Origin of the sequence: Amycolatopsis dendrobii, assembly GCF_014145675.1 — a bacterium.
GTDB classification, from domain to species: domain Bacteria; phylum Actinomycetota; class Actinomycetes; order Mycobacteriales; family Pseudonocardiaceae; genus Amycolatopsis; species Amycolatopsis dendrobii.
Window position 1 is genome coordinate 37931 of the sequence record NZ_JACGZW010000023.1, and the last position, 23515, is coordinate 61445.

The 23515-nt window shown below is 70.6% G+C and carries 21 protein-coding genes; 11 read left to right on the forward strand and 10 right to left on the reverse strand.

Annotated features, from left to right (window positions below):
• Nucleotides 1–116 precede the first annotated feature (116 nt).
• A complete protein-coding gene (locus tag H4281_RS42550) occupies nucleotides 117–1061 on the forward strand; it encodes a hypothetical protein (protein ID WP_220508685.1) in 945 nt (314 codons plus the stop codon).
• Nucleotides 1062–1285: 224 nt separating this feature from the next.
• Here the strand turns inward: H4281_RS42550 and H4281_RS42555 are convergent, their stop codons facing one another.
• The 4 genes from H4281_RS42555 to H4281_RS42570 all read right to left on the reverse strand — a co-directional run bounded on the left by H4281_RS42555 (nucleotide 1286) and on the right by H4281_RS42570 (nucleotide 5310).
• The gene (locus H4281_RS42555; RefSeq protein ID WP_182896515.1) at nucleotides 1286–2677 is read right to left on the reverse strand and encodes a DUF7125 family protein; all 1392 of its coding nucleotides are present in this window, start codon (nucleotides 2675–2677) and stop codon (nucleotides 1286–1288) included.
• Complete coding sequence (locus H4281_RS42560; RefSeq protein ID WP_182896516.1) at nucleotides 2674–3732, reverse strand: ANTAR domain-containing protein; 1059 nt, start codon at nucleotides 3730–3732, stop codon at nucleotides 2674–2676. Before H4281_RS42560 ends, H4281_RS42555 begins: the two co-directional genes overlap by 4 nt.
• Nucleotides 3729–4544: a GAF and ANTAR domain-containing protein gene (locus H4281_RS42565; protein ID WP_182896517.1), complete on the reverse strand. Its 816-nt coding sequence runs from the start codon at nucleotides 4542–4544 to the stop codon at nucleotides 3729–3731. The genes H4281_RS42560 and H4281_RS42565 overlap by 4 nt, the downstream gene beginning before the upstream one ends.
• A 190-nt stretch (nucleotides 4545–4734) precedes the next feature.
• Nucleotides 4735–5310, reverse strand: coding sequence for a PadR family transcriptional regulator (locus H4281_RS42570; RefSeq protein WP_182896518.1), 576 nt, complete (start codon nucleotides 5308–5310; stop codon nucleotides 4735–4737).
• A gap of 100 nt (nucleotides 5311–5410) precedes the next feature.
• On the opposite strand from H4281_RS42570, the gene H4281_RS42575 reads away from it, so the two are divergent.
• From H4281_RS42575 to H4281_RS42600, 6 genes are read left to right on the forward strand one after another with little or no spacing between them, the layout of a single operon-like run.
• On the forward strand, nucleotides 5411–6913 hold the full coding sequence (locus H4281_RS42575) for a class I adenylate-forming enzyme family protein (protein ID WP_182896519.1): 1503 nt from the start codon (nucleotides 5411–5413) through the stop codon (nucleotides 6911–6913).
• Nucleotides 6910–9324 (forward strand): xanthine dehydrogenase family protein molybdopterin-binding subunit, encoded by a 2415-nt coding sequence (locus tag H4281_RS42580; RefSeq protein ID WP_237600591.1) that lies wholly within the window; start codon nucleotides 6910–6912, stop codon nucleotides 9322–9324. Before H4281_RS42575 ends, H4281_RS42580 begins: the two co-directional genes overlap by 4 nt.
• Before the next feature lie 2 nt (nucleotides 9325–9326).
• Entirely contained in the window at nucleotides 9327–10106 is a 780-nt protein-coding gene (locus H4281_RS42585) for an enoyl-CoA hydratase/isomerase family protein (protein ID WP_182896520.1), read from the forward strand.
• Between the two features lie 7 nt (nucleotides 10107–10113).
• Entirely contained in the window at nucleotides 10114–10926 is an 813-nt protein-coding gene (locus H4281_RS42590; RefSeq protein WP_182896521.1) for an FAD binding domain-containing protein, read from the forward strand.
• Complete coding sequence (locus H4281_RS42595) at nucleotides 10923–12113, forward strand: xanthine dehydrogenase family Fe-S subunit (RefSeq protein ID WP_182896522.1); 1191 nt, start codon at nucleotides 10923–10925, stop codon at nucleotides 12111–12113. The genes H4281_RS42590 and H4281_RS42595 overlap by 4 nt, the downstream gene beginning before the upstream one ends.
• A 45-nt stretch (nucleotides 12114–12158) precedes the next feature.
• The gene (locus tag H4281_RS42600; RefSeq protein ID WP_182896523.1) at nucleotides 12159–13493 is read left to right on the forward strand and encodes an MFS transporter; all 1335 of its coding nucleotides are present in this window, start codon (nucleotides 12159–12161) and stop codon (nucleotides 13491–13493) included.
• 2 nt (nucleotides 13494–13495) lie between these two features.
• Here the strand turns inward: H4281_RS42600 and H4281_RS42605 are convergent, their stop codons facing one another.
• From H4281_RS42605 to H4281_RS42620, 4 genes are all read right to left on the reverse strand, one after another.
• Nucleotides 13496–13681 carry a hypothetical protein gene (locus H4281_RS42605; RefSeq protein ID WP_182896524.1) on the reverse strand — a complete coding sequence of 62 codons (186 nt, stop codon included), beginning with the start codon at nucleotides 13679–13681 and terminating at the stop codon, nucleotides 13496–13498.
• 31 nt (nucleotides 13682–13712) lie between these two features.
• The gene (locus H4281_RS42610; RefSeq protein WP_182896525.1) at nucleotides 13713–14723 is read right to left on the reverse strand and encodes an aldo/keto reductase; all 1011 of its coding nucleotides are present in this window, start codon (nucleotides 14721–14723) and stop codon (nucleotides 13713–13715) included.
• Between the two features lie 466 nt (nucleotides 14724–15189).
• Nucleotides 15190–16248 carry a M20 family metallopeptidase gene (locus H4281_RS42615; protein WP_182896526.1) on the reverse strand — a complete coding sequence of 353 codons (1059 nt, stop codon included), beginning with the start codon at nucleotides 16246–16248 and terminating at the stop codon, nucleotides 15190–15192.
• Complete coding sequence (locus H4281_RS42620; RefSeq protein ID WP_182896527.1) at nucleotides 16245–17234, reverse strand: LacI family DNA-binding transcriptional regulator; 990 nt, start codon at nucleotides 17232–17234, stop codon at nucleotides 16245–16247. Before H4281_RS42620 ends, H4281_RS42615 begins: the two co-directional genes overlap by 4 nt.
• A gap of 111 nt (nucleotides 17235–17345) precedes the next feature.
• On the opposite strand from H4281_RS42620, the gene H4281_RS42625 reads away from it, so the two are divergent.
• The 4 genes from H4281_RS42625 to H4281_RS42640 are packed head-to-tail and all read left to right on the forward strand — an operon-like array spanning nucleotide 17346 to nucleotide 21105.
• Nucleotides 17346–18098 (forward strand): glutamine amidotransferase, encoded by a 753-nt coding sequence (locus tag H4281_RS42625; RefSeq protein ID WP_182896528.1) that lies wholly within the window; start codon nucleotides 17346–17348, stop codon nucleotides 18096–18098.
• Between the two features lie 31 nt (nucleotides 18099–18129).
• Nucleotides 18130–19125, forward strand: coding sequence for a DMT family transporter (locus tag H4281_RS42630; protein WP_182896529.1), 996 nt, complete (start codon nucleotides 18130–18132; stop codon nucleotides 19123–19125).
• A complete protein-coding gene (locus tag H4281_RS42635; RefSeq protein ID WP_182896530.1) occupies nucleotides 19118–20152 on the forward strand; it encodes a phosphotriesterase family protein in 1035 nt (344 codons plus the stop codon). The genes H4281_RS42630 and H4281_RS42635 overlap by 8 nt, the downstream gene beginning before the upstream one ends.
• Nucleotides 20149–21105: a ribokinase gene (locus H4281_RS42640; protein WP_182896531.1), complete on the forward strand. Its 957-nt coding sequence runs from the start codon at nucleotides 20149–20151 to the stop codon at nucleotides 21103–21105. Before H4281_RS42635 ends, H4281_RS42640 begins: the two co-directional genes overlap by 4 nt.
• Here H4281_RS42640 and H4281_RS42645 read toward each other — a convergent pair.
• Together H4281_RS42645 and H4281_RS42650 are read right to left on the reverse strand one after the other, a co-directional pair.
• Nucleotides 21078–21401, reverse strand: coding sequence for a hypothetical protein (locus H4281_RS42645; protein WP_182896532.1), 324 nt, complete (start codon nucleotides 21399–21401; stop codon nucleotides 21078–21080). The two genes, H4281_RS42640 and H4281_RS42645, sit on opposite strands and share 28 nt — an antisense overlap.
• A 184-nt stretch (nucleotides 21402–21585) precedes the next feature.
• The gene (locus H4281_RS42650; protein ID WP_182896533.1) at nucleotides 21586–23478 is read right to left on the reverse strand and encodes a putative Ig domain-containing protein; all 1893 of its coding nucleotides are present in this window, start codon (nucleotides 23476–23478) and stop codon (nucleotides 21586–21588) included.
• Nucleotides 23479–23515: the final 37 nt, after the last annotated feature.

Here is a 23515-nt window from a genome sequence, read left to right on the forward strand (position 1 = left end):
GCCCAGCGCCGCTCCGGCGAAGTTTCGCGCACCACGAAGCAACGTACCCCGCTATATATCGTCTTAGGATATATGTGGACCATGGTGCGAAGCCCCCGCTCAGCGGAAGCGCGAGCATGATCGGCGCCGAGGCCCGGTACCGCGCCCTGCTGCGCGTGCTCCCGGCTTGGTATCGCGCCGATCGAGGCGACGAGATGGTCGGCACGCTGCTTGACCTGCACGGCGAGCAGGACCGCAAGGCGCTGTGGAGCGAACTGTGGGCGGTGCTCGCGCTGGGCCTGCGTACCCGGCTGGCGGCCAGGGCAGCACCCGCGCGCACGGTCGCCCTCGGCGATCTCGTGCGGCAGGTCGCGCTCCTCGGGCTGCTCTGGGACGTGCTCAGATCGGCCTGCTTCGCCACCGGCACGCTCTGGACGCTCCTCACGTTCTCCGGCCCCTACCCGGGGAACTTCCGTGCGGCGATGACGTCCGACTTGATCACGGAGCTCATCCCGCTGGCGGCCGCGCTGATTCCGCTCGTGCTGCTGGTCGACGGATGGCGCCGCCTGGCGCGGATCACCGCCGGGGCGATCCTGGCGGTCGGCGCGATCTGGTTTCTGGCCAAGCATTCCGGCCCGGAAGCGATCGCGTACTTCGCTCCGCAGTGGATTCCCCTGGTGCTGTTGCTGGCGGCCTTCCACCGCGACGCCCCGCTGCCGCCGGCGCGGCCGTGGTGGTGGATCGTCGGGGGAAGCCTGCTCCTCGCTCCCGTCCTCGCGTTCAGGTTCGCGCTCCCGGGCGATCTCGACCGGATCACCGGGTTGTCGCCGCTCGTCTGGCTGTGCGCGCTCGCCGGAGCCGGATACCTGCTGCTCCGGCTCCGCTCCGCGCCCCGTCCGGCATGGACGCTAGCGCTGGCCCTGTGCATCGCACTGGCGGTGATCCAGAACCTGGTGCTGAAAAACGGCATCATCCCGTTCGACGCGATAGTGCTCGCGCAGGTTTGCTGCGCCGGGGCGATTGTCGTGGCATTGACCGTCGTCGGGATTCGCGACTACCGCCGTACCGTCGTGAAGGGCTGAGCGTTCTCCTCCAGAAAATGATTCTGGCGCTGTTGGCGTATCCGCGGAAACCATTGCACAAGAGTCTGTCTCTGGGCTCCGCCGACGAGCAGAACCGGAATCCTTCCGGAGCGCGGGCGGTCACCCCGGCACCGCGATTTTCCTTGCGGGACATCGACCAGATCGACGGGCGGGTTCCGCCGGGGGCGATCGCCTGGACGAGACCGAACCTGAGGCGTGAATCGTCACGCGCGATCCGGCTTCCCGTCCATCACGATCCCGCGGCCGGTGACCTCGAACGCGGTGGTGTAGGGGAGATTCGTGCTGGCCCGGGTCTTCAGCACGGTCAGCGCCCGGTCGATGCGCGCCCCGGAGCGCTGGTACTGCAAGAGGATCACGTTGTCGGACAGGTGCGAGATCCCGGTGCCGGACAGGCCCGCCTGCCCGTACAGGTCCGGGATCTCCAAGGTGAGCAGCGTGGTGATGCCCACCTGGGCGCAGCGGCCCAGCAGCGAATGCAGGAACTCGCTGAACCGCTGGTCGTCGTCGCACGCCGCGGCGAGGTCGGTGAGGCTGTCGATGACCAGCCTGCGGGTCCGGCTGGCGGTCAGCGAGTCCAGCAGGTCGTAGAACCACTGGTCGATGTAGATGTCGTTGGGGGATTCGCAGCGCAGCGTGACGGAGTCGGACCGCGGTTCCCAGCCGAGGCTGCGGACGGCCCGGTTGAGCTGGAGCGAGTTCTCCTGCAGCGTCGTGAAAGTGCTGTGCTGGCCCAGCTCCACGCCGTGGTAGGCGAAGTGCAGGCCGATGACCGTCTTCCCGGAGCCGGGCGGCCCGGCCACGATGGTGCTCGAACCGGGCCAGAATCCGCCGCCCAGCATGGCGTCGAGGCCGGGGATGCCCGAACTCGCCCGTGCGGTGGCCGCCGGGTCGACCGTGCCCTCGCCGACGGCCGGATCGCTGAGCCGGGGGAACGCGTCCAGCCCGTTCTCGGAAATGCGGTAGGTGTGCCAGCCGGGCAGGAAGGTGCTGCCGCGCAGCTTGAGCACCTGCAGCGCGCGGTTGGTGCGCTGGCCGCTGGCCTGCGTGGACAGCGCGATGGTGGCGTCGGCGATGGTGAACTCGGCCGACGACGCGAGTTCGGCGCTGTCGTATTCGGCCAGCCACAGGGTGCTGGTCGCCAGCGCGCTGAGCCGTCCGGCCAATTCGTAGAGGAAGCGCGTGTAGGCGGCCTGGTCCTGGGAGCCGTAGCGCAGGGCTTTGATGCTGTCCACGACCAGGATGCCGCACCGGGTGCGGGTCGCGATCTCGGTGAGCCGGGCGAGACCGGCGTTCAGCCCGCCCTCGGTCACCACGTCGCCGAGGTCCTCGAACAGCACCGACGTCCCGATCCGGTCCGGCGCGCAGAACTCGAGGCCGTCCAGGAACTGGGTGATCTTCGTGAGCGGTTCGGTGAGGGTGCTGAAGTAGACCACCGGGCGGGCGGGGTCGGCGTTGGCGAACGCGTACTGCTGGGCCAGCACGGTCTTGCCGGACCCGGGAGCTCCCGCCAGCAGGGTGATCGACGGGTCGATCAGCCCGCCGCCCAGTATCGCGTCCAGCCGTTCGCATCCGCTGGCCAATCGCTGTTTCGTCACGCGACTCTCCCGGCCGCGGGGTGCAGATCGCGGACCATGGCCAGCACCTGCGACGGGTGCACCGGTTTGGGCAGCACCCGGGCGGCGGCCGGCGGACTCTGCCGCACCGCCGACGGCGAAATCACGATCAGCTGGGTGCCCGGTCCCTCGGCGAGGGCCCGGATCAGGTCGCCCGCGCCCGCGGCGGTCTGGTCGATGATCGCCAGCGGCGGCGGGAGCGAGTTCAGCACCGCAGCCGCGGAAACGGTTGCGGTGACGTCGAATCCGGCGGCGCGCAGCGCGTCCGACAAACAGCTGACGGTGAAGCGGTCCGGGTCCACCACCAGGATCCGCGTGTCGTGGCCGGGACCGGCGAACTCGTCCGCGCCGCCGTCCGCCGCGTGCTCGGCGCTGCGCACGAGCGGCTGGGCCAGGTCCCGCGCGTGCGCGCGCAGCATGGCCTCCGCCGAGGGGAGGTCCACGCCGTGGCGGGCGGCGAGCATTCCGGTGGCCTGCCAGACCTCGATCTGGTCCTGCTGCGCGGTGTGCCGGGTCAGCCGCACGGCGGTGGAGGGCAGATCGTCGGCGACGGCGTCGGCCAGCAGGACCGTCGCGGCGATCCCGGCGCAGCCTCGCACGACGGCGATCTCGTCGGCGGACAGCGTCCGGTGCGCGCGGCTGACCAGCACGACGGTGCCGACGAGCGCGTCGAACGCCTCCATCGGGACTGTCTGCACCGCGGTGATGCCGTGCTCGACGGCGAGCCGCGCCAGTCCCGGCCGCTGGGCGGCCTGACCGACGAGGTCGGCGTAACCGGTCGCTTCCCCGGGCGTCGCGCACACGTCCTCGTCAGCGCGGAAAGCGAGGAAATCGTCGGCCAGCGGCCAGTCTGTCCCGGCGAGGGCGACGCCGCGGCCGCGGTCGTCAGGCAGCAGCACGATCGCCGCGTCCACGCCGGGCAAGCGCGTGCAGACGCGGGTGAGCAGATACGCGGCGTCGAGTCCGGTCCGCCGGCCGGTCACCGCCCGAGCCGTCTCCAGCAGCAGCGAAGCCCACTCGCCGTTCAGCGTGTTCATTCCGGGTGCCTCCCGCTTTCGCCGCCATGGCTTTCGTCGCCGCGGTCGTCCGCGTCGTTTTTGTCGCGGTCGTCGTCGTGCTGCCACGACGGATGGTCAGGAGGCAGGCGCAGTACGCCCGCGACCACGTCGTCGGCCACTTCGGACAGCCGCCTGCCGCTGACGTACGCGTAGGCCCGCAACCGCAGCGAGGCTTCCGCGACCGGGCAGCCCAGCTGGGCCGCGGCCATTCCCGTGGCGGAGTGCACGGTGCGCCAGCGGCGGTAGAGCCGCTCGTCGACGATCGCCTCCGCCTCGCCCGACGCCGTGAGGGCCACCCTCGCGAGCAGGTGGCCGGTCACGACCTGGACCATCGTGAGCGCCAGGTCCAGTTCGCCGTCGGTCAGGGAATGCGGGGACTCGCGGTAGATCTCCAGCACCCCCAGCGACGCCGCCCCGGTGGCGAGCGGGAACGCGAACACCGCGCGCAGCCCCTCCTCGACCACGGCGGGCGCGAACAGCGGCCACTGCCGGAACCGCCGCGGCTCGTCCAGCTCCGCGGACAGCACCGCGAACCGGCGCCGCAGCGCCGTCAGCCCGGGACCTTCTCCCACGGTGATCTGGAGTTCTAGCACGCGCTCGGCACGCGGATCGGTGGCGTAGGCGGGCTCGCCGAGACCGAACCGCTCCTTCAGCCGCACTCCGACGCCGTCGGCCGCCAGCACCTCCTGGCACACCTGGACCACGTGCCGCAGCGCCACCGGGGAACCCTCGGCCAGCGCACGGGCCCGGATCGCCTCGTAGATCCTGGCCAGCTCCTGCTCGATCACCACAGTCCGCGCCTCTCCGTCCGGAGGACTGCACGAACCGCGACGTTAGAACCGGCCGTCCAACGTGGCCAGAGCAACAAGGCTCTAGTGGCGGAGGATTCCGGCCCTGTGCGCCGTCCGCCGCGCCGGGCGGACGCGCCGGGCCGCTCGCCGTCCGGCGGCGGCATCGCGCACGGTTTCGCGAGGGTGTTCGCTACCGGTTTGCGGGCTGCCTTGCCGCAGCGGGGAATTCGCCGCGTTCGACCTGGCCCGCCACGCGCTGCCAGAATTCCAGCGCGGCGTGCTCCATGCCCAGCCCCAGTTCCAGGGTGACCATGCGGTTCGCCACGTCGTGGACCTCGCCGAAGCGGTCTTTCATGTCCTGGTATTCGGCGATGCGGCGTTCGTGCTGCTCGATTTGGCTCGCTGCCAGGCGTGCGACGTCGGGCAGTTCGCCCAGTTCGTTGAAGAACAGCTTGATCTCCGCGACGTCTCGCAGTTCGAAATGCTCGTGCACCGGTTCGGCCAGCCAGCCGCGGAGCGCGGCCGATCCCTCTTCGGTGATCGTGTACAGCTTGCGCCTGCGTCCGTGCTGTTCCTCGTGCACGTCGAGCAGGCCCGCGTCCTCCAGCCGTTTCGGCTCCGAATACAGCTGCGCGTGCGGGAACGTCCAGAAATAGCCGATCGACCGGCCGACCGCGCGCTTGAGGTCGTAGGGGGTCGACGCGCCGCGCAGCGCGATCATGCCCAGCACGACGTACGAGGTCGTGGACAACCGCACGCTTGACATGCCCCGAAGGCTACCGTACGGTCCTGACCGTCTGAAACAGATGGTCTGAAACAGATCATTGCGGAGATCTTCCGCCCCGGACTGCGGCAACGGAGCACTGATGGACCTGGGCACGGCGATGCGGTGGACGGCCGAGCGCTATCCGTCCCGGCGGGCGGTGGGCGGCGCGCGTCCGCTCACCTACGCCGAATGGGACGACCGGACGAGCCGGCTGGCGAGGGCGTTCGGCGAACTGGGAGTGCGCGCGGGCGACCGCGTCGTGCTCGTGCTCGCCGGCGGGCTGCCGCTGGCGAGCGCGCACTTGGCGGTACAGAAGATCGGCGCGGTTTCGGTTCCGCTGTCGTTCCGGTTCGCGGCGCCGGAGCTCGCGTACTGCGTGGCGGACGCGGAGCCGGCACTGGTGGTTTACGACGAGGAGAACGCCGAGTTGGCGGCCGAGGCGCTGGACGGGGTTGCCGGCGTTTCCGCCGACGAGCTCGACCACCGCGCCGGACGAGGTGGTCCGGCTCCGCTCGTGCCGGTGCGCGACGACGACATCAGCGTCATGCTCTACACCTCTGGCACCACGGGGAAACCGAAAGGCGTGCCCCGCAGTCACGCGGCCGAGCATTATTCCGCGCTCGCGCACATCATCCAAACTGGACAGTCCTATTTCGACGCGACGCTCGGCGTGATGCCGTTGTTCCACACCATGGGCATGCGGACGCTTCTGTCCACAGTGCTCACCGCGGGCACCTGGGTGCCGCAGGTCCGGTTCGACGCCGAGGAGACGCTCGAACTCGTCCAGCGCGAGAAAATCTCCAGTCTCTTCCTCGTCCCCACGATCTATTGGTCGCTCCTGCGCACCGGTCGCCTCGGGGAAGCCGCCTCGGTGCGCAAGATCGGGTACGCGGGAGCGGCGATGACGACCTCGCTGGCCGGACAGCTGCAGGACGCGCTGTCGCCGCAGTCGTTCGTGAATCACTACGGCAGCACAGAGATCTACACCTTCTCCATCGGCCCGGACTCGGCGGCCAAACCGGGTTGTGCCGGGCGTGCCGGGGTCTTCTCCCGGGTCCGGCTGGTGCGGCCGGAGCCGGACGCGAGCCCGCACGACCTGGTCGGACCGGGGGAGCAGGGGCAGATCGCGGTGTCGATGGCGAGCCCGGAGGCGTTCGCCGGGTACTGGCGCCGTCCCGACGCGGACGCGAAGGCGATCCGCGGCGGCTGGTACTTCCCGGGCGATCTCGCCGTCGCCGACGACGAGGGCGACCTGTGGGTGTCCGGCCGGATCGACGACATGATCAACTCGGGCGGCGAGAACCTCTACCCCGAGGAGATCGAGAACGCGCTCGCCGCGTGCCCGGCGGTGCGCGAGGTGGTCGTCACCGGCACCGCGGACGACCGGTGGGGCCAGGCGGTCACCGCGTTCGTGGTGCCGGAGCACGGGATCACGCCGGACGAGGCCGTCGCGGCGGTCGCCCGGTTCGCCCGCGACGAGTCCGGCCTGCCCTCGCTCAAACGGCCCAAGCGCGTCGTCGCGGTGCCGGAGATCCCGAAGTCCGGCGTGGGCAAGATCCTGCGCCGCGAACTCGCCGCACCCGATGTGCAGGAGGCGCCGTGACGGACCGGATGTGCGCGCGGATCGAGGATCCGGCGCTGCTCACCGGCCGCGGCCGGTTCCTCGACGACCTCGACCCGTTCGCCGGGACGCTGACCGCGGCGATCGTCCGCAGCCCGCATCCGCACGCGCGGATCCGCCGGGTCGACCTCGAGCGCGCACGCCGCCATCCGGGCGTCGCCGCGGTGCTCGGGCCCGAGGAGGTGGCCGCCGGGCTCAATCCGTTCCCGCTCGCGGTGAAGACGCCGATGCCGTATTACCCGACCGCGGTGGACAAGGCCCGGTTCGTCGGGGAACCGGTCGCGGTGGTCGTCGCGGCCGACCGGTACGCCGCCGAGGACGCGGCCGAACTCGTCCAGGTCGACTACGAGCCGCTGCCGCCGGTGATCGACATCGAGGACGCGCTCGCTCCGGACGCGCCGCTGCTGCACGACACGGCGGAGAGCAACGTCGCCACCGACCGCACCTTCGATTTCGGCGACGTGGACGCGGTTTTCGCCGCGGCCGATCGCGTTGTCGCGCGGGAGTACGACTTCCCGCGCTACTCGTCCACGCCGATGGAGTGCGGTTCGGTGGTCGTGGAGTGGCGCGACGAAGCGGACGGGCCCGCCGTCGAGGCGTGGGCGAACTTCCACGGTCCGTTCTCCATGGTCGCGGTGCTCGCCGGGGCGTTCGGCGTGCCCGCGTCGCGGATCCGGCTGCGCGTGCCCGCCGACATCGGCGGCAGCTTCGGCATCAAAGCCGCGATCTACCCGTACGTCGCGTTGATGGCGCTCGCCAGCAAACACGCCGGACGGCCGGTGCGCTGGACCGAGGACCGCGTCGAACACCTGCTGGCCAGTTCGGCGGGGTCCGACCGGAAAATGCGGTTCGAGGCCGCGATCGGCGCGGACGGCCGGGTCGCCGGCCTGCGTGCGGACCTGGTCGACAACGTCGGCGGCTACCTGCGCCCGCCCGAGCCGAGCACGCTCTACCGGTGCTTCGGCAACATCACCGGCGCCTACCGGATCGACGCGGTGCGGATCCGCTCGCGCGCGGTCGTCACGAACAAGACGCCGACCGGCCTCAACCGCGGTTTCGGCGGCCAGCAGCTCTACTTCGGCCTCGAACGCCTGATGGACGAGATCGCGCGGACTGGCGGTCTCGATCCGATCGAACTCCGCCGCCGCAACTTCGTCGGCGATTTCCCTTACGCCACCCCGACCGGCGGCATTTACGACTCCGGCGACTACCACGGGGCGCTCGACCTGCTCGTCAAGAACAGCGACTACCAGGCGTTGCGGCGGCGGCAGGCCGAAGCCCGCGAGCGCGGCGAATACCTCGGCATCGGCGTCGCGACGATCGTCGACCCGTCGGCCACGAACATCGGCTACGTCGGCCTCGCCACGCCCGCCGAACAGCGGGCCGCGGGCCGGGGGAAGTCCGGTTCGACCGAGCACGTGCGGATCAGCGTCGACCCCAACGGCCTCGTTTCGGTGCTGCTGGGCACGGTGCCGCAGGGGCAGGGCCACGCGACCGTCGCACAGTCCGTTGTGGCCGATCAGCTCGGCCTGCCGCGCGAACAGGTGCGGCCGGTAGTCGAGATGGACACCGCCACGACGCCGTGGACGATCAGCACCGGCAGCTACTCGTCCCGGTTCGCTCCGCTGCTGACCAGCGCGCTGGTCGAGGCGAGCGAACGGATCGCCGCGACGGTCAAGGTCGCGGGTGCGACGCTGCTCGGCGTCGACCCGGCGGGCGTCGAACTGTCCGGCGGCTTGGTGCGGGAGACGGGAAACCCGGAGCACTCGGTGTCGTTCCGGCACGCGGCCGGGCTCGTGCACTGGGACCCCGGCTCGCTGCCCGACGGCGTGTCCGCGCGGCTCTACGAGGAAGCGGCGTTCACCCCGCCGCAGTCGAAAGCGCCGAGCCGCAGCGATCAGATCAACTCCAGCCTCTGCTACGGATTCGTCGCGGAACTGGTCGTGGTGCGCATCGATCGCGAGACCCGCGAGGTCCGGCTGGAGCAGGTGTACAGCGTGCACGACGCCGGAACCATCCTCAATCCGGTGCTGCTGGAAGGCCAAGTGCACGGCGCACTCGCGCACGCGCTGGGCGGCGCGCTCTACGAGGAGATGCGCTACACCGAAAACGGCCAGCCGACCGCGACGTTCATGGACTATCTCTGCCCCACGACGGCGGAAACGGCCTACGAGCTCGACAGCGACCACCTGCAAACCCCCTCGCCGCTCACGAAACTCGGCGCGAAGGGCTGCGGCGAGGGCAGCTGCATGAGCCTGCCCGTCGCCATCGCGAACGCCGTCGCCGACGCGCTGTCGGCCGAAGGCGTCGCGATCACAAGCCTGCCCCTGCACGGCAACGTCGTGCACGAGCTGCTCGAACGCAGCGCGGCAACCAAGGAAGGGAACAACTGACCATGGCACTCACCGGAGGCGAGATCCGGCTGCACCGCGGACATGAGGGCCGCGTCGCCTACCTCACGCTCGACCACGGCAAGTTCAACATCATCACGTGGGAGACGCGGCAGGTCATGGCCGACCGCTTCGCCGAGATCGACGCCGACGACGACATCCAGGCGGTCGTCGTGCGGGCCGAGGGCGAGCATTTCTCCTCGGGCGGCGACATCGCCGGCTTCATGGAGGTCGAACCGGTCGCGTTCACCGACCTCGGCCACAACGTCACCGCCGCCTCGCGCAGCCCGAAGCCGGTGATCTGCGCGGTGGACGGCTACTGCTTCGGCGTCGGCCTCGAACTCGCGCTGTCCACCGACATCCGGGTCTGCACCGAACGCAGCGAGTTCGCGCTGCCGGAGATGCGGCTCGGCATGATCCCCGGTTCCGGCGGCACGCAGCGGCTGGCCCGGCTGATCGGGCTTTCGCGGGCGAAGTACCACATCATGACCGCCAGCCGGATCAAGGCGCAGCAGGCGGGGGACTGGGGCCTGGTCGCGAACGTGGTGCCCGACCGCGCCGCCCTCGACGCGGAGGTCGAGCGGATCGTCGGCGTGCTGCTCGGCTATTCGCCGCTGGCCGCCCGCACCGCCAAGGAGGTGCTGGACAAGGGCGTCGACGCGCCGCTGTACTCGGGCATCGAACTGGAGCGCAAGGCGTACGCGATGCTGCGCTCCAGCAACGATTTCGCCGAGGGCGTCGCGGCGTTCGCCGACAAGCGCAAGCCCAAGTTCCAAGGTCGGTGATCCTCCCGTGAAGGCTGCGCCGTTCGCCTACGCTCGTCCCTCCACTGTGGACGAGGCGGTCGCGGAACTCGCCCGTTCCGGCGGGGGCGGCAAGGTGATCTCGGGCGGCCAGTCGCTGGTGCCGGTGCTGGCGATGCGGCTGGCCCGCCCCGAGGTGCTGGTGGACATCAACGGCATCGCGTCGCTGCGGGAGATCCGGCGCGGAGACGGGTTCGCCGAGATCGGAGCCACCGTCCGGCAACGGGCGGTCGAACGCGACGCGGTGAGCCGCGAGGTCCCGCTGCTGGGACTCGCGCTGCCGTGGGTCGGGCACCGGGAACTGCGCAGCCGCGGCACGGTGTGCGGCAGCCTCGCGCACGCCGACCCGGCCGCCGAACTGCCCGCGGTGGCGTGCTGCCTCGACGCGCGCCTCACGCTCACGGGCCCGGCTGGCTCGCGATCGGTGGCCGCGCGGGACTTCTTCGCCGGGGCGATGATGACCGAACTCGGTCCCGACGAGGTGCTCACCGCCGTCCGGTTCCCGTTGGCAGGCAAGGGTGACGGCTACGGATTCGGGGAGATCGCGCGCAGGCATGGCGATTTCGCGCTCGCCGGGGTCGCCGTGCACGTCCGGGAGGGACGCGTCGCGCTCACCGGCTTCGGCATCTCCGACCGTCCGGTCACCCGCACCGCCGGACTCGACGAGATCACCCCCGATCTGCTCGCCGAGATGGTCGACACCGACGGGGACGTCCACGCGTCCCGCGACTACCGGCGTCGGCTGTTCCGTGTGCTGGCCGAACGCGAAATCGCTGCTGCGACAAGAAAGGCAAGCGCATGACGACAGCGGAACGACAGCCGCGTCCGGTGCGCGCGGAGCCCGGCGAGCTGGTCGAGGTGTCCTTCACGGTGAACGGCACCGAGACGACGCTGCGGCTGCCCGCGCGAGTCACGCTCTCCGACGCGCTGCGCGATCACCTCGGCCTCACCGGCACCCACGTCGGTTGCGAGCACGGGGTGTGCGGGATGTGCACGGTGCTGGTCGACGGCGAGGCCGCTCGGGCGTGCCTGCTGTTCGCGATCCAGCTCGACGGGGCCGAGATCACGACGGTCGAAGGGCTCGGCAAACCCGGCGACCTGCATCCGCTGCAGCGTTCCTTCGGCCGCAATCACGCGCTGCAGTGCGGCTTCTGCACGCCGGGGTTCCTGATGAGCTCCTACGACCTGCTCGCCGCGAAACCCGAGGTGGCGGCGGAAGAACTGCCCGCGGAACTGTCCGGGGTGATCTGCCGCTGCACCGGATACCGGAACATCGTCACGGCCGTTCGCGAGACGCAGGAGGAGTTCCCGGAAGGCATCCCCGCGCCGGGCAACTGCGGACGGCGCGCGCTGGCGGGCCGCTCGGCCGGGCAAGCCGCCGGTGCGTTGCCGGAGGCGGAGGAGGAACCGGTCGCGACGGAGATCGTGCTGCCGGACGGGGCTCCGACCGTCGCGGTGCGGATCGCCACCGGGATCGCCGTCGAGGACAGTCGCGTGTGGACGGTGTTCGACGACATCCAGTTGCTGGCCCGGTGCCTGCCCGGAGCCGAGCTGACCGGCGAACTCGGCGACAACCTGTACTCCGGCCGCGCGCGGGTGTCGGTCGGCCCGGTCAAACTGGCGTTCAACGGCGTCGCCAAGATCCTCGAACACGATCGCGAGGCGGGCCGGATGCGCGTGCTCGCCCAAGGCCAGGACACCGGCGGCGCGCAGACGCAGGCCGACATCGAACTGCGCACCGAAGCTTCCGGCGACGGCACCGTTCTGCACGCCGACGCGAAGGTGTATCTGACCGGGCGCATCGCGCAGTTCGGCCGGGCGCTCGCGGGCGACATCAGCCGGCGCATGTTCGAGCAGTTCGCCGGCGCGGTCGCCGAGGCCGCACAGTCCGGACGCGCGCCGGAAGGCCCGGTCAAAGCGCCCAGCGCGGTGAAGCTCATGTTCGGCACGCTGCTCGACCGGATCCGGCTCGCGTTCCGGCGTCGCTGAACGCTCCCCAGGTTTGCCACGTTTGTGCTCCACAAGGAGGTGGGTATGTACGAACACCAGTCTCGCCGCGCCACGATCTACGCCGCGGTGTCCTCGGTCGCCGGATGGGCGTTCGATCTCTTCGACCTGTTCATCCTGCTCTACATCGCCGGCACGGTCGGCAGGCTGATCTTTCCCGGGCACAGCCCGACGCTGAGCCTGGCCGCGGTGTACGCGTCCTTCGCGGTGAGCGTGCTGCTGCGGCCCGCGGGCGCGGCGATCTTCGGCGCGGTCAGCGATCGCGCCGGACGCAAGAAGACGATGGTGATCGTGCTCGCCGGAGTCGGTTTGTCGACCGCGGCGATGGGCGCGGTGCCGACGTACGCGGCGGTCGGGGTCTTCGCGCCCGTGCTGTTCCTGGCTTTGCGTCTGGTGCAAGGGATTTTCGTCGGCGGCGTCGTGGCCGCGACGCACACGCTGGGCACGGAAAGCGTGCCGCCGCGGTGGCGCGGCCTGATGTCCGGGCTCGTCGGAGCCGGGGGAGCGGGCCTCGGCGCGGCGATGGCGAGCGGTCTCTACATCGGGGTCAGCGCGATGTTTCCCGGACCGCGGTTCGAGGCCTGGGGCTGGCGGGTGATGTTCTTCGCCGGTCTGCTCGCCGCGGTACTCAGCTATTTCGTGCTCCGCGGCGTCGAGGAATCGCCGCTGTGGCGGGCCGCCCGCGCGGCCGGCCCGCCCGCGAAAGCGCGCATCAGCGACCTGGTGCGCGGCGGGCGCGGCAAGGTGTTCGCGCTGAACATCGTGCTCGTCGCCGGGGCCGGATCGCAGTACTACCTCACGTCGGGCTACCTGCCGACCCTGCTCGGCAGCGTGACCGGGGTGCACGGCACCGCCCAAGGCGTGATCCTGCTCGTGGCCAGCCTCGGCGTGATCGTCGCCGCGGTGCTGGCCGGGCACCTGAGCGAACGCTTCGGCCGCCGCCGCATGATGCTGATCATGGGCACGGTGAACCTCATTGCCCTGCCGCTGCTGACGTGGCTCGTCTCGCACGCCGACCCGGCGGATTCGGGCCTCATCGGGGTGTACGCGACGTTGCTCGCGTTCTTCGCCAACGCCGCCTACGCCCCGGTGCTGGTTTTTCTCAACGAGCGCTATCCGACCGCGCTGCGCGCCAGGGGCACCGCGGTGTGCTGGAACCTCGGGTTCATGATCGGCGGCCTGATGCCGACGTTCGTGAACCTGGCCAGCCCCGGCCTCGACGCGGTGCCCGGCAGGCTGGTGCTCTTCCTCGGCGCGACGGTCGCGGTGTTCCTCGTCGCGACCGCCGTCAGTCCGGAGACTCGCGGGCGCATGGAGGACACCGAGACCCGGGCGTCCACAGTGGACGCTGTGCGGTCGTGAGGTCAGGCCGTCAGCGTCTTGTACAGGGCGTCGAGGCCGTCGCGGTAGCTGCCGGTGACCGGGAACGACGCTTCGAGGATCGCGTAGGCGTAGTGGCGTTCGGTGTCGCTGAAGCTCGCCAGCCGCTCAGCCGGGAAGGGAGCCGAATCCGCCGACGAGGTCCCAGGCCTGCTGGGCGACGCGGGCACGGAGCGGCTGACGGCACTGGAAGCCCCTGTTTCAGGCGTTGCCGGGCAGGGGAGCGGCGGGATGGACGAGACCGGCGGCGCGCAGGTCGTGCCAGAACCCGGCCGGGACGCGCTCGGCCAGCGCGGCGGTGTCCTCGGCGATCCGGCTGGGCCGGGTAGCCCCGGGAATCGCGGCGGCGGCCACCGGGTGGGCGAGCGAGAACTGCAGCGCGGCGGCCTTGACGCTGATGCCGTGCCGCGCCGCGAGCTCCCTGAGCCGCTCCACGCGGTCGAGGATTTCCGGCGGGGCCTGCCGGTATTCGAAGTGGGTCCCGCCGGCCAGGACGCCGGAGCTGTACGGGCCGCCGATCACCATGCTGACGTTGTGCTCCTGCGCCATCGGGAGCAATCGCTGGAGGGCGTGCCCGTGGTCGAGAAGCGTGTAGCGCCCGGCGAGCAGGAAGCCGTCCGGCTGCGGCTCGTCGAGGTCGAGGGTCAGCTCGATCGGCTCGGTCTTGTTGACGCCCAGGCCCCACGCCTTGATGACGCCCTCGCCGCGCAGCCGCGAAAGCACGCGGAAGGCTCCGGTGCGGGCCTCTTCGAACTTCTGCAGCCAGCGGTCGCCGTGGAAGTCCTGCGCGATGTCGTGCACCCAGACGATGTCGAGCCGGTCGGTGCCGAGCCGTTTCAGACTGTCCTCAATGGAGCGTTCGGTCGCGTCGGCGGTCCACTCGTGGAGGATCTTGTTGGGGTTGCCGTGCTCGAACAGGCCGCCCTTCTCGCCGAAATCGGGCGCCGCTTCCCTGCGCTCGTCGAGAACGACGCGGCCGACCTTCGTCGACAGGACGTAGGAATCGCGCGGTTCGCCCGCCAGCACCTGGCCGAGCCGCGATTCCGCCAGCCCGGCCCCGTAGTACGGCGCGGTGTCGTAGAAGCGGATGCCCTGCTCCCAGGCGGCCGCGACGGTCGCGAGGGCCTCGTCCTCGGGAATGGCGCGGAACATGTTCCCGAGCGGAGCGGTCCCGAACCCGAGCCGTCCGGGGAGGATGTGGGTGAGCGACATGGGGTTTCTTCTCTCTCGCACTGTCGGGGTTCTGCTCACGGCTGGGTTGCTTCAGCAGGTTACATGCGTTGACAATAGTTGCGGATGCGCGATAATCGCCCGGAGAAGCGCGCGGTGTCACGGGCTGGGCCGCCCGTCGGGGAGTTCGGGAACGTCGTCCTGCCGAGCGCGGCTGCCGCGCTCGCGGGCCGGTGTCAACGCGGTCGCCAGGGAATCGGCACTCCGGCCGTGGACTGCTCGGAGAGGGGTGCCCCGCTTTCGTCGGCGTCCATGCGGCTCGCAATCGCGGATCCTGGTCGGGTGCGGTCGTTTCCGGTGCGCTCGGCAGAGGGTAGCGCTTGTCGAAGGTCCGCCGGAATAGCAGACGCCGCAGTGGATCAGAATGGCGCAGTGCGTTCCTCTCGCCGCCAGTGTGTACAGCGCCGACCGCTTGCCGGACGTCAGTCCACAGTGGACCGAGGTCGGGTTAGCGCGCGGCGGACAGCACCAGTTCGCGATAGTTGCGCAACGCCGCCCGCCAAGACTCTAGTTCCAGCTTCTCGTCCGCCGCGTGCATCTCGCGCGGATCCCCCGGACCCCAGATCACGATCGGGGCTCCGGAGACCGACCCGGCCAAGGCCGAGGCGTCGGTGAAGTAGGTGGCGGCTGGCGCGGTGGCGTGGCCGGCCAGCGCGTCCGGCAAGCCCGGCGTCCGCACGGCGGGCAGATCGAGATCCACCTCCGCACTGATCGCCGGATCGAGTGACGAAGCCCAGGCGATCGCGGGCGCTCCACCGTCGACAGTGCGCACATCCAGCGTCAGAACCGCTGACGCGGGAACGATATTCGTCGCGGTCCCGCCCTCGAACGTGCCGACGTTGACGGTTTCCTCGCCGAGATAGTCCTCAGTGGACAGCGGAAAGGAGCCGAGCAGGCCGAGGGCCCGTTCGGCGAGCAGCTGGATCGCGTTGCGCCCGAGGTGCGGCGTGGACCCGTGGGCCGCCTTGCCCGTCGCGGCGAGGCGCAGCCACGTGGCGCCGCGATGCCCGAGCGAAACGCGGTTCTGCGTCGCCTCCGGCACTACGACGATCCGCGGCGTCAGCTCCAGCGAGCCCGCGGCCTCCGCCGCGCCGCGACAGCCGATCTCCTCGTCGCTGGTGATGAGGACCTGCGCGTCGGTGCCGGCTTCCGCGGCGTTGCGCAACGCCGCCAGCGCGGCGACCAGCCCGCCCTTCATGTCGACGCTGCCCCGGCCGTGCAGGCACTCCTCGTCGGTGTCCGCGGAGAACGGGGCGCGTTCCCAGAGGTCGGGGGAGCCGACCGGAACGGTGTCGATGTGGCACACGAACAGCGCCCCGCTGCCCGAACCGGTGCCGAGCAGCACCCATGGCCGCCCGGTGGCGGAGCGTTGCAGCACGCGTACGCCCGCCGCGGCGGTGGCGTAGGAGACAGCCAGCTCCTGGGCGGATGCCTGCGCGGCGTTGTCGCCGGAGGTGGTGTCCTGGCGCACCAGATCGCGCAGCAGCTCAAGGGCTTCGTCGGTCATGCGGAGTGCTCCCGGGTCGATTCGCGGACGACGAGCTGCATGGAGAGCACGTGGTCCGCGGGGCTGTCCCCGGCCGCGAGACGGGTGATCTCGTCGACCGCTTTGCGGGCCATCTGCTCGGTCGGTTGCGCAACGGTGGTCAGGCGCGGCGAGGTCCATTCGCCGAGGGTGATCCCGTCGCAGCCGATCACCGACAGGTCTCCCGGCACCGAGACCCCCGCGCGGCGGGCCGCTTCGAGCAGGCCGACGGCGGCGATGTCGCTGGCGGTGAACACGGCGGTCGGCTCCGCGCCCGCCCGCGCCATGTGCGCGAAGAAGTTCATGCCGAACGCCGAACTGAACGCGCCGCGCACGATCATCGCTTCGTCCGCCTCGATCCCGTGCGCTTTCAGCGCCGCGCGGTACCCGGCCTCGCGCTGATCGGCCGTCCGCAGCCCGGCCGGGCCGCCGACGTGGGCGATGCGCCGGTGGCCCTGGGAGATCAGGTGGGTGGTCGCCTGGTAGGCGCCGCCGAAACTGTTCGCGGTGATGTGCGCGATCCGCGGCCCGGCGGCCTCCACGTACTCGTCGAGGAAGACCACCGGGAAGTCGCCGGCCAGCCGGTTCGCGAAGGCTTCGTTGGTGCTGTTCATCCCCAGGTAGATCAGCCCGCCCACGTCCGGCACCCGCATCAGGCGCTCGACGCTGGCGCGCTCCCGCGAAGGCGACGATCCGGTGAGGGCGGTGAAGACGTCGATGCCGTCTGTGGCGGCGGCGTCGGCCACCGCGTCCGCCAGCGCGGAGAAGTACGGGTTGTCCAGCGACGGGACCACCAGGCCGAGGCTGAGCCCGGTCACTTGTTTCGGCACGGGCGGATGCCCTTCGGCGGACAGCGCGGCGTCGATGCGCCGGGCCGTCTCGGAGGCGACGTTGAGTTCGCCCCGGACGTACCTCGACACCGTCGACACGGCCACTCCGGCTTCTCGGGCCACCTTCGCCAGCGACATCCGGCTCCTCCCCGTTCGAGCGTTGACGGCGACTGCAACCGCATCCTATATTGGCGATGTTGCGCTATGTTGCGCAACACACGCTAAAGCTTTCGCCCGAAGGAGTCGTCGATGGTCAAGGTCCTGCTAGCCGGGGAGTCGTGGGTCAGTGCGACGATCGACCACAAGGGATACGACCCGTTCGCGCACACGCAGGTGGAGATCGGGTGCGAGCGGCTGCTGGCGGCGCTGGCGGCGGAAGGGGTCGAGGTGACTCACCTGCGTTCGCACGACGTGGCCGAGAAGTTCCCGCAGACGCTGGAGGAACTCGCGGCCTACGACGTCGTGCTGCTCTCCGACGTCGGCTCCAACACGCTGCTGCTGCACCCGGACACGTTCACCCGCGGCCGCCCGGCGCCCAACCGGCTCAAGCTGCTGCGCGAGTGGGTCCGCGGCGGCGGCGGCCTGATGATGGCCGGCGGCTACCTGAGCTTCCAGGGCTTCGAGGGCAAGGCCAACTACCACCGCACGCCGATCGAGGAGATCCTCCCGGTCGACATCGACCCGTTCGACGACCGCGTCGAGACCCCGGAGGGCGTCCGTGCCCAGGTCGTGCAGTCCGGCCACCCGGTGGTCGCCGGTCTCGACCGGGAATGGCCGATCCTGCTGGGCTACCAGCACACCACGCTGAAGCCGGACGCCGAACTGCTCGCCACCGTCGAGGGCGACGTCATGCTGGCCGCGCGCCAGTTCGGCGAGGGCCGCACCCTCGCGTTCACCTCGGACGTCTCCCCGCACTGGGCTCCGGAGGAGTTCATGAGCTGGGAGGGCTACCGCAAGCTCTTCGCCCAGGCGCTGACCTGGCTCGCCGGCCGCGAAATCTGAGCCGCGCGCACTCGGGATCAAGGAGGATTCGATGAGTACGTCACCCACCCGCCGCGCGACCTCGGTCGTCGTGCTGACGATCGCGACCGTCTTCGCCGGAATGCTCGGACCGTTGCAGTCGCTGGTCAACGGGCATCTCGGCACCGAGCTCGGCGACGGGCACGCCGCCGCGCTGGTGTCCTTCGGCACCGGACTCGTGCTGATGCTGATCATCGTGCTGGCGCGCGCCCGCACGCGCACCGCGTTCTTCCGCCTGCCGGGTCAGCTGGTGCGCGGCGAGATCCCGCGGTGGAACTTCTTCGCGGGCCTGTGCGGCGCGGTGATCGTGCTCTCCGAAGGCGTGACGGTGGGCTTCCTCGGGGTGGCGATCTTCCAGACCTCGCTGATCTCCGGCATGGTCATCTCCGGCGTGGTGTGCGACCGGCTCGGCATCGGCGTCCCGTTCAAGCAGGCGATGAGCGCGCCGCGGGTCGCCGGGGCGATCCTCGCGATCTGCGCCACGGTGCTGGTCGTGTCCCCGAACTGGTCGGCCCCGCACATGATCGCGCTGGCGATCATGCCGTTCGTGGGCGGCCTGCTCGCCGGCTGGCAGCCCGCGGGCAACTCCGAGATCGGCCTGCTGTCCGGCTCGATGTTCATCTCCATCACCTGGAACTTCCTCATCGGCTTCGTGGCGCTCGGCCTCGTGTACGCGGTGCGGATGGCGGCCGCCGGCGCGCACTTCGCGTTGCCGGGCACGTGGTGGATGTACTTCGGCGGGCCGCTCGGCCTGTTGTCGATCGCGCTGATGGCCTTGCTGGTGCGCGGTTTGGGGCTCCTGCTGCTGGGGCTGGCTTCCACGGCCGGCCAGCTCATCGGGTCGCTGCTGCTCGAAGTCGTCGCTCCCGCGGCGGGTTCCAGCCTGCACCTGGTCACCGTCCTCGGCGCGCTCGTGGCGCTGGCGGCCGCGGCGATCGCGATGATCCCGTCCCGGCACACGGCCGAACCGGCGGTTCTCGCCCAGCCAGCCGAGGTGCGTCGTGGCTGAGGTGCGCGGGGTCCTCGGTCCGGTCGACGCGGCGGGCCTCGGGCTGGTGCTGCCGCACGAACACCTCTTCAACGACCTGTCCTCCGCGGTCGCCGAACCCTCCTACGCCTCCACCCGCCGGCTCGTCGAAGCGGAAGTGGGGCCCGGCTGGCAGTTCCTGCTTCGCCAGGATCCCTATTGCTGCGCCGACAACGTGGCGGCGAAGGACCACGCGAGCGTCGTGCGCGAGGTGGCCGCGTTCGCCGCGGCAGGCGGCGGCACGGTGGTCGACGCGACCGGCAGCGCGGCGATCGGCCGGGACCCGCGAGCGCTGGCGGCAGTGGCCGAGGCGACCGGAGTCACCGTCATCATGGGCACCGGTGCGTACCTGGAGAAGTTCGAGGGCGAGCGCATCACCGCGGTCGCCGTCGAAGCGCAAACCTCGCGCATTCTCGCGGAACTGGACCAGGGCGTCGGCGAAACGGGCATCCGGGCCGGCGTCATCGGCGAGGTCGGCGTCTCGCCGTTTTTCACCGAAGGGGAACGGGCTTCGCTGCGCGCCGCGGCACTCGCGCAGGCGGACCGGCCGAACGTCGGGCTCAACATCCACATGCCGGGCTGGCAACGCCGCGGGCATGAGGTGCTCGACCTGGTGCTGGACGAATGCGGTGCGCTTCCGGGCAAAGTCGCGCTGGCGCACAGCGATCCGTCCGGCGGCGATCCCGGCTACCAGCGCGAGCTTCTCGAACGCGGCGTGCTGCTGGAGTTCGACATGATCGGCCTCGACATCTCGTTCCCCGGCGAAGGCGTGGCGCCGACGGTGTCCCAGACCGCGCACGCCGTGGCGCGATGGGTGCACGAGGGCTTCGGGGAGCAGATCATGTTGTCGCACGACCTGTTCCTGAAGCAGATGTGGACCGGCAACGGCGGGAACGGGCTGGTGTTCGTGCCGACGATTTTCGCCGATCTGCTCGAAGCAGAAGGCGTCCCGGCCGACGCCGTGGCCCGGCTGATGCGGGACGTCCCGGCGCACTGGCTGACCGCATGAGCCAGGCCGTAGCTGTCGTCGCCTCGCTCAATGTCGACCACATCGTCCAAGCGCCGCGGATTCCCGAGCCGGGGGAGACCCTCATGGGGTTCTCGACGAGCCGGGAACTGGGCGGAAAAGGCGGCAACCAAGCGGTCGCCGCCGCCCGGCTCGGCGCGGACGTGGCCGTGATCGGCTGCGTCGGCCAGGACGAGGACGGCGACGAGTACCTGAACGCTCTCGCCGCCGAGGGCGCGGACGTCACCCACGTGCGGCGATCGGCACTGCCCACCGGCCGAGCCGCGATCACCGTCGACGCGGAGGGCGTCAACTCGATCGTCGTCGTTGCCGGGGCGAACGCCGACATCCCCGCCGCGGCAGCCGAAACGGCGATCGGCGCATTGCCGAGCCTTCGGGTAGTAGCAGGCCAATTGGAAGCAGCGGCAGACGCGACGGAGCGCGCTTTCGCGGCCGCTCGCGAACGCGGGGTGCTGACCGTGCTCAACACCGCGCCCGCCGCCGACGCGGCCGGAAAGCTGCTGCCGTTCAGCGACGTGGTGGTGTCGAACGAAATCGAGTTCCGGCAGCTCACCGGCCAGGATCCCTTCGACGGCAACGGTTTGCGCCGCGGCAGCGCCGACCTGTTCGCGGCGGGCTGCCGGTGGGTGATCGTGACGCTGGGAGCCGAGGGATGCGCGGTCCTCGACGCGTCGTCGTCCGCGCATGTCCCGGCAGTCGCCGTCCGGGCGGTGGACACCACTGCTGCCGGAGATTCGTTCGTCGGAGCGCTCGCTGCCCGGCTCGCGGAGCTTCCCGGCGATCCGATCACCGCCGATGTCGTTGCGGCGTGCGGGTTCGCGGCGAAAGTGGCCGCGGTCGTCGTGACGCGGCACGGGGCGCATCCCTCCTTGCCGACCTTGGCTGAGGTGTGCGCGCAACAGGAAGGTCAGCCCATGGCGTCGAGGCCGACGTAGAGCACGTAACCGGCACCGGCCATGAACACGACGTATGCGCCGAGGGCGGCGACCATGGCCTGGTCGAAGCGGATGAAGAAGCGCGCCGAGCCGTAGGCCGCGGCAGCGACGACGACGCCGAACAATGCCATCAGCGCGGTGAAGTACCACCCCAGCGCCCATGCCGTGCCGGCGGCTGCGGCGGCCAGCTTCGCATTACGGCTGCTCATGCGGCGGCGAGTCATCGAGAGAACCGCGGCAGCCGCGATCACTCCGCCGACCACCGCTGGTGCCACCAGGTACACCGAGTAAGGCATCGCGTCTCCGTCATGTCCGATCTCGTCATACGCACTGACGTGCCTCCAGGAACCCGGTTGCGCTGAGGACTTCCGGGTTGCCCGTTCGTACCCGCTTCCGCGGGCGCTGCCTTCGGCAGGACCAGAACGGAAAGGCCGCCCCGCGCACGGGACGGCCGTTCCTGGGAACTCGGTCGGTTCGAACTCAGCTCACGGTCAGCGCCGTGTCGTCGAGGCAGAAAGACGTCTGCAGGCTCGAGTCTTCGGTGCCGGTGAAGGTGAGCGTCACCGTCTGGCCGGCGTACGCCGACATGTCAACCGTGCGCAGCTGGTATCCGTTCGCCTGGTTCAGGTTCGAGTACGTGGCGAGCGTGGTCGAACCAGCCTTGACGGTCAGCTTGTCGTACGCCGTCGAGGTGGTCGTCTCGGCGGTGTCGACGTGCAGGTAGTAGCTGAGCGTGGCGTGGCAGCCCGAGGGGATGGTCACCGACTGCGAGACCGTGTCGGTGTGCGCGCTGCCGTAGCCGTCGAGGTAGGCGAGGTAGGTGCCGCTGTGCGGGGGTTCGCCGTTGGACGACGTGCTGACGACCCCGCTGGACGCGGTCCACGGGCTGGTGCCGTTCTCGAAACCGGGGTTGCCCAGCTTCTGGCCGGAGCAGGCGCCGCCGCCGGTCGGGGCGATCGTCCAGCTGAACGTGGTGGAACCGGTGGCGCCGGAGGAGTCCTTGGCGGTCGCGGTCACCGAGTACGTGCCCGCGGTGGTCGGCGTGCCGGAGATCAGGCCGCCGGAGCTGATCGACAATCCGGCGGGCAGGCCGGTGGCCGTCCAGGTGTATCCGCCGCTGCCGCCGGACGCCGACAGCTGCAGGTTCGCCGCGGTGCCGACGACGCCGTTCTGGCTGCCCGGGTTGTTCGCCGTGACGCCGCCGCTAGGAGCGCCCGCGGTGAACGCCGCGGTGCCGTTGGGGGTGCCGAGACCGGTCGGGCCGTCCCAGCCCGGGCCGGCGTTGCACTGCACCGAGGACGAGCAGCTGCCGTTGCTGCCGGAGGTCACGTCGTTGAGGTTGCCGGTGTGCGAGTACGGGTAGGCGGCGGGAGTGTCGGACGCGCCGGGCGTGCCGGCGAGGGCGTAGACCGACGCGATGATCGGGGCGGACGCGCTGGTGCCGCCGTACACGGCCCAGCCGCTGCCGCCGTAGGTCTGGTACACCGCGACGCCGGTCTGCGGGTCGGCCACGGCCGAGACGTCGGCGACCGCGCGCTTGCCGCAGGCGGTCGTCACGTTCTGGAACGCGGGCTTGGCCACGTAGCCCGAGCAGCCGCTGCCCGCGCCGCTCCACGCGGTTTCGCCCCAGCCGCGCGCGCTGCTGTTGCGGGACAGCGAGGTGCCGCCGACCGCGGTCACGTACTGCGAAGAGGCCGGGTAGCTGATGCCGTAGCCGCTGTCGCCGGTGCTCGCGGTGATCGCGACCCCGGGGTGGTGGAAGTAGCTCGAGTCGGAGGAGGGTTCGGAACCGTCCTCGCCGCCGCCGTAGCTGTTGGAGACGTACTTCGCGCCCATCGACACAGCAGTGTTCACCGCGGTGCCGAGATCGGCCATGCTCGGCTGATTCGCTTCGACGAGCAGAATGTGGCAATTCGGGCAGATCGCCGAAACCATGTCGACGTCGAGCGAGATTTCGCCCGCCCAGCCGGAATCGGCGGACGGAAGCGGACTGGTTTGCCCGTTTTCGTTCACTTTTTTGAAACAGCCGTTCGCGGTGGTGCAGGGCGGGAGCCCGTAGGTGGAGCGGTAGCTCGCGAGGTCCGATTCAGCGTTGGGGTCGTCGTTGGAGTCGACGATCGCCACCGTCGCCGAGGCGCTGCCCGCGGCGGTGAGGTTGTAGGCGGAGCGCAGGTCCGCGGGGCCGAACCCGCTGGGCAGCACGCCGGGGGAGAGCAGCGCGCGCATGGTGTCGGTCTGGCGCTCGGCGAAACACGTGACCATGCCGGGCTTGGCCTTCTCGGCGCAGACGCGGGCGGTCGGATGCGCCGCGGCGGGCGCGGCCACGGCGGGCAGGGCCGGGGCGGTCAGGGCCAAGGCCGCGAAACCGGCCATGGCAAGGATTCTTCGGGCTGAACGGGACACGATCCCT

What these genes read in the sequence shown, in the direction of transcription:
- H4281_RS42550 (WP_220508685.1), top strand. Translation starts at nt 117, where the DNA reads ATGATCGGCGCCGAGGCCCGGTACCGCGCCCTGCTGCGCGTGCTCCCG.
- H4281_RS42560 (WP_182896516.1), bottom strand. Translation starts at nt 3,732, where the DNA reads ATGAACACGCTGAACGGCGAGTGGGCTTCGCTGCTGCTGGAGACGGCT.
- H4281_RS42570 (WP_182896518.1), bottom strand. Translation starts at nt 5,310, where the DNA reads ATGTCAAGCGTGCGGTTGTCCACGACCTCGTACGTCGTGCTGGGCATG.
- H4281_RS42575 (WP_182896519.1), top strand. Translation starts at nt 5,411, where the DNA reads ATGGACCTGGGCACGGCGATGCGGTGGACGGCCGAGCGCTATCCGTCC.
- H4281_RS42585 (WP_182896520.1), top strand. Translation starts at nt 9,327, where the DNA reads ATGGCACTCACCGGAGGCGAGATCCGGCTGCACCGCGGACATGAGGGC.
- H4281_RS42595 (WP_182896522.1), top strand. Translation starts at nt 10,923, where the DNA reads ATGACGACAGCGGAACGACAGCCGCGTCCGGTGCGCGCGGAGCCCGGC.
- H4281_RS42600 (WP_182896523.1), top strand. Translation starts at nt 12,159, where the DNA reads ATGTACGAACACCAGTCTCGCCGCGCCACGATCTACGCCGCGGTGTCC.
- H4281_RS42610 (WP_182896525.1), bottom strand. Translation starts at nt 14,723, where the DNA reads ATGTCGCTCACCCACATCCTCCCCGGACGGCTCGGGTTCGGGACCGCT.
- H4281_RS42615 (WP_182896526.1), bottom strand. Translation starts at nt 16,248, where the DNA reads ATGACCGACGAAGCCCTTGAGCTGCTGCGCGATCTGGTGCGCCAGGAC.
- H4281_RS42620 (WP_182896527.1), bottom strand. Translation starts at nt 17,234, where the DNA reads ATGTCGCTGGCGAAGGTGGCCCGAGAAGCCGGAGTGGCCGTGTCGACG.
- H4281_RS42625 (WP_182896528.1), top strand. Translation starts at nt 17,346, where the DNA reads ATGGTCAAGGTCCTGCTAGCCGGGGAGTCGTGGGTCAGTGCGACGATC.
- H4281_RS42630 (WP_182896529.1), top strand. Translation starts at nt 18,130, where the DNA reads ATGAGTACGTCACCCACCCGCCGCGCGACCTCGGTCGTCGTGCTGACG.
- H4281_RS42640 (WP_182896531.1), top strand. Translation starts at nt 20,149, where the DNA reads ATGAGCCAGGCCGTAGCTGTCGTCGCCTCGCTCAATGTCGACCACATC.
- H4281_RS42645 (WP_182896532.1), bottom strand. Translation starts at nt 21,401, where the DNA reads ATGCCTTACTCGGTGTACCTGGTGGCACCAGCGGTGGTCGGCGGAGTG.
- H4281_RS42650 (WP_182896533.1), bottom strand. Translation starts at nt 23,478, where the DNA reads ATGGCCGGTTTCGCGGCCTTGGCCCTGACCGCCCCGGCCCTGCCCGCC.